5 protein-coding genes and 1 pseudogene are annotated in these 4,602 nt (G+C 34.5%); 4 read left to right on the top strand and 2 right to left on the bottom strand.

The annotated features are described in order from the left end of the window. Window positions 1-68 precede the first annotated feature (68 nt). Window positions 69-662, bottom strand: coding sequence for a lytic polysaccharide monooxygenase (locus FE394_RS14855; protein WP_319927143.1), 594 nt, complete (start codon window positions 660-662; stop codon window positions 69-71). A gap of 668 nt (window positions 663-1,330) precedes the next feature. Further along, window positions 1,331-1,996, bottom strand: coding sequence for a CPBP family intramembrane glutamic endopeptidase (locus FE394_RS14850; RefSeq protein ID WP_319927142.1), 666 nt, complete (start codon window positions 1,994-1,996; stop codon window positions 1,331-1,333). Between the two features lie 420 nt (window positions 1,997-2,416). On the opposite strand from FE394_RS14850, the gene FE394_RS14845 reads away from it, so the two are divergent. The 4 genes and pseudogenes from FE394_RS14845 to FE394_RS14830 all read left to right on the top strand — a co-directional run. Then, complete coding sequence (locus FE394_RS14845; RefSeq protein WP_319927141.1) at window positions 2,417-2,818, top strand: pyrimidine dimer DNA glycosylase/endonuclease V; 402 nt, start codon at window positions 2,417-2,419, stop codon at window positions 2,816-2,818. Window positions 2,819-2,872: 54 nt separating this feature from the next. Beyond that, a complete protein-coding gene (gene aac(3), locus FE394_RS14840) occupies window positions 2,873-3,703 on the top strand; it encodes an aminoglycoside 3-N-acetyltransferase (protein ID WP_319927140.1) in 831 nt (276 codons plus the stop codon). Window positions 3,704-3,811: 108 nt separating this feature from the next. After that, window positions 3,812-4,309 carry a hypothetical protein gene (locus FE394_RS14835; RefSeq protein ID WP_319927139.1) on the top strand — a complete coding sequence of 166 codons (498 nt, stop codon included), beginning with the start codon at window positions 3,812-3,814 and terminating at the stop codon, window positions 4,307-4,309. Between the two features lie 84 nt (window positions 4,310-4,393). Then, window positions 4,394-4,602, top strand: a pseudogene (locus FE394_RS14830) (site-specific DNA-methyltransferase); the annotation flags it as partial.

The following is a 4,602-nucleotide window of genomic DNA, read 5'->3' as shown; positions in this document are numbered from 1 at the left end:
TGCGGGTGGTTCTGATTTTTATTTTTGCTAAATTGTAGCTAAGAAAAAACAAAACTGACTAAGAATTATCATTTAATGTCAGCATCAATAACTTGATAGAAGGCATTATTAGTATCTGTAATTGTCCATATACCTAAAATAACATGATATCCTGAGCGTTCTGGTACATCACAAGTTAGAGTGACATTTCGAGAGGGTATCTTCCCATTATCAAAACGTTCACAGAAAGGATTCAAATCAAATTGGGCACGAGTGAGTGGGCTATTGGGGTCCCAGTCAGGCTTAGTAATAAAGAATTGCCACGAAGCGGTACTATGCCTAGCTGTCAGTGTCCATGTAAAATCATTACTGCCTTTATTAATATTGATATGATGCCAGCGATCAGTACTTTGTTCATTAAGTTGATTAAATTGATCAACACCACCGCTGGCAATTTTTCCATCAGGAGGTCCTTCTTGTGGAAAACCTTTCAGACCTTCGACAGATTGTGGTTCGTACATGACTGGTCCACATTTTTTGTTGATAAGTTTAGCACATAAAAGTGCCCTGCTTGGTGGTGAATCAATATATCCATGGTGAGATGTAGATTTAGCAATACTAGAGAATGAGATTGCACTAAAAGCTGTCAATCCCATTAAAAGTAATGATTTTTTAATGTTCATGATGAATTTCCTACTTTTCCATACGTGGCTATAAAATAAGTAACTTTACTTATCGTCATTATATTCATTGTGCTTAATGAAAATTAACTACTTCTTATGGAAATGCATAGGGATATTTATATCCGGTATTTCAAGTTGCAGTTTTCTTGGCTACGTCCGCTTACTCCAATCACGTAGTTATGAACTCAGTCATGTAGTATAAACATACAATTTTGAGGTTTTATATCCTTGCAGTTACACTACACCTTGAAATCTATTAGATATATAACAAAATTAGGCAATTATAAATGCTCAATTTATAGTAGATGTATGCTAGAAAAATCGTCTTAAATGAAGAAACTAAATAAGCATTCAAATTGTCAGATCACTTTTTTACTCCTCGCAATGTGAGGAGTCAGGAATCTTCATGAGCGAAGTATACGATGATTATGAAACCTTATTTAGCGTTATCTTTGACATAATTATTGCAGTAAGATAGATCCTATCTTTAGAAGGGATAAAAAAACCTCCCTGTATACAGGGAGGAGAAGATCGAAATAAGAAGCAAATGAGGGTGTACTAAACATGACTAGATTGTCAGGTACACATAAATAGGATAGACCCAAACAGCAAAATGTGCAATAAATCAATCTTAAACAAAGCTACCGACTGAATGAAATGAGCAGAAATTAATATGATAGTAAAAACATCATTGATGATAAATTAGCGAGAACATGCAATAGAATTGGGAGTTTTAGTCCACCTGAATGAATTCTGGCATAACACAAAATAACTGAAAAAATAAACAAAAAAATATAAGTATTAATATATTGATACTGTGTATGTAATATTGTGAAAAGAAATGAGGTTATAATTACTCCTGTTAATTGAAGATGCTTTCCCCACATTAAAAATGAGTTTAACACAAATCCTCGCATGACTATCTCTTCTGTTATAGGCGCCAAGACTACAACATAGAATCCAAGAAATAAAATAGATGAGTTTGAGCTGTTATCAATAAGCTGTAAGTAATATGTTTCTTCATTCCCGAATATCATGGATATAATGATAAAAACAAAGCTGAAAGTAGTAAACAGCACTAAATTATCTTTATTAATATTTCCTAAAGGGATATCATTGTGCTTTTTATTGTAATGAAAATAGATGATAATTATGCAAGGAGTAACGACTAAGAAGTTTATCAGGAAAGAAATAAATTCTATATTTTTTAAAATAAACGCGCTTTCCATGGTGATTTGAACTAAACCCACGCCTAAATATGATAGAAACATCCAAATAAAATAGATAAAAAAGCAGAAAGCAGACATGCTTAATTTGTTAAAATCCAAACTCATATAAATAATCTCCAAATCCTTTAATTGTAAAGGTTTATTAATGAACTGTCATTCGTTCATGATATGGGAAATATTAATATTTATTATTGGTTTTGATTCAACAATGAAAGCTACTTTAAGGCTGGATATTGCTGTTTTAACGGGGATGGATCTAACTGATTGAGTATTATCTTAAAGTAGTTATCTATAATCTTAGTACTTATAAAAATAATTTTTTATAAGTATACGATATATTATGTGTGCAATTAAATATTGAATTACCCGCTATTATTTGGCAAGTTTCATCATAGAACTTCTAAAGTTAACTTGATTGCGTTCATCTTCGTCCATTTATGTCGATTATGGAACGAATTTCGATGTTATCATTTGACAGAAAAGTGTGATGTCAAGTCCCGGTATTTACTTTGTTGATTAAGAATTATGACAAGAATAAACGTTATTTTCCCGAGTGAATTGTGTGATCAGCACCTACTTGCAGAACATAGAGAATTAACCAGAATTCCCAATGACATAGCTAAAAGAAAGGGTAATGTTACGCTGACAACGTTGAAAGCTTATACCTTAGGGAAAGGTCATGTAATTTTTTTTAGAAATAAGCTCTTATTTTTAAAGAAAAGATACGAGGCTATTCATCGGGAATGCTTGAATCGAGGGTTTTCTGTGATTGATAGATGGCCTGATGAAGTTAGTGTTTATAATCACTTGTGGAAAGATTATCAGGTAACTAATGTAGACATTGCTATTAACGAAGCAAGAATTAGAGAACGTATGCCAACAAAACCAAGATTTTCATTGCATCTCAATAAAAGTATTCAAAATTAGTCTTTATTTTTAGGTGGTTAAAAAACGGATACATTTTATATGTAAGGTTGATACATGATTCAAATAGGCGAAGATAAGTATTGGAAAAAATCAGTACTTGTTGCACAGCTCCAAAAAATGGGTATAAAACAAGGTGATATTGTCATGGCGCATGTTTCTATGCGTTCAGTCGGTAATTGTTTGAATGGTGCTGATGATCTTATTCAGGCAATTTTAACCGCTGTGGGTAATGAAGGAACACTATTGTGTTATACGAATTGGGATCAAAATTACGAAGATAGCATGGATGAAAATGGCCATATACCATTTGAATTAAAGCCTGAGATTATGCCATACGATAGAGTATTTTCACGTGCAAGCAGGGATCATGGTGTATTCGCTGAATGTGTAAGAACAACTAAAGGGGCTATCAGAAGTCAAAATCCTGGAGCGTCTGTAGTAGCGATTGGAAATGATGCAGAATATTTCATAGAAAATCATTCATTAAATTATGGATATGGCAGTAAATCGCCATTTGCAAAATTTGTAACCAATCGGGGTAAAATTTTAATGATAGGCGCGCCATATGACACAATGAGCCTTTTACATCATGCTGAACATTTATCGAATATTCCAAATAAACATGTTCGCAAAATGGAAGTTCCATTATTGCAAAATGGCCGTGTAGAATGGATTAAGTTAGAGGAATTTGACACAGTAGATCCGGTTTGTGAACAATTTCGTGAAGGCTATTTTAAAGATATCGTTGAACAATTTTGTCATTCGCAGCCAGAGGCAACAAAAGGTGTAATTGGTTCAGCTAACACGTTACTTGTACCTGCCCAAAATATGTTGGATTACGCAATTCGTTGGATGGAGGATACCGTTAATTATGATAGCCATTGATCTTATAACAGCATGTTTTATTCCTGAATAGTATGTTAGTAAAAAAATGCCGATGCAAAATAATCGTCTATAATTTATTCTCCTCACATGCTAAATAAGGAAGCCTTAATGACTATGCTGAAAGAGAGACACCTTATGATTATTCGTGCAATGAATGATCAAAACCGCTTAATGCGGCCTGTTAGCGAAGAAAAACTTCAGTTTCTTGGGGAAGCGTTTGGTTGGGATCAATTAGCTGACGATATAAATTATTTAATAAAAATCGGATTAGTTAATCATGATGCAATTCGTTACGGGATTGATGGTGGTTATAGCTTTGACTCTGGATCAATGACTCTTACTGCCGCCGGTATTGACTATGCCAATATGGATACAATCGGTAATGAGATTAATGTTGTTACTATTAAAATCCATAAAAACACTCTTGAGCAGATTGAAACGATTATCAATACGGCAAATATACCCGATGCTGAGAAGAAAGCCCTCCTACAATTAATGAAAGAGAAAGGTGCAGAAGTTGTTATCGGTAAGTGTATCGATATTGTATTTTCTAATGCTGGACTGGCAGCTACTGTACTTTCTGAGTTGGCTAAAAGGACATTATAAATATTAATCTGCCCTCATAGTAACTCCACCTGTTTTGTGACTCCACCGAAATAAAGTGCGGATAGAGATCTCAAAGTGGACACTCGTTTGTTCTCCGTCACAGCAGAAGTACCCTATACCGATGTCTGGCAATTTTCACCTGTTCAATATTCTACGGGCAAGCATCCCTGTGAAAAGCCGGCTGACCTGATGACGCATATTATCCAGTCCAGCAGTCGGGAAGGGGATGTGGTGGCCGATTTTATGGGATCTGGGGCGACACTGAAAGCGGTGTTAAAACTCAATCGCCGTGT

Origin of the sequence: Xenorhabdus littoralis (assembly GCF_033949345.1) — a bacterium.
In the GTDB taxonomy this organism is placed as follows: Bacteria; Pseudomonadota; Gammaproteobacteria; order Enterobacterales; family Enterobacteriaceae; genus Xenorhabdus; species Xenorhabdus littoralis.
This window is presented reverse-complemented; position numbering and strand designations above follow the sequence as displayed.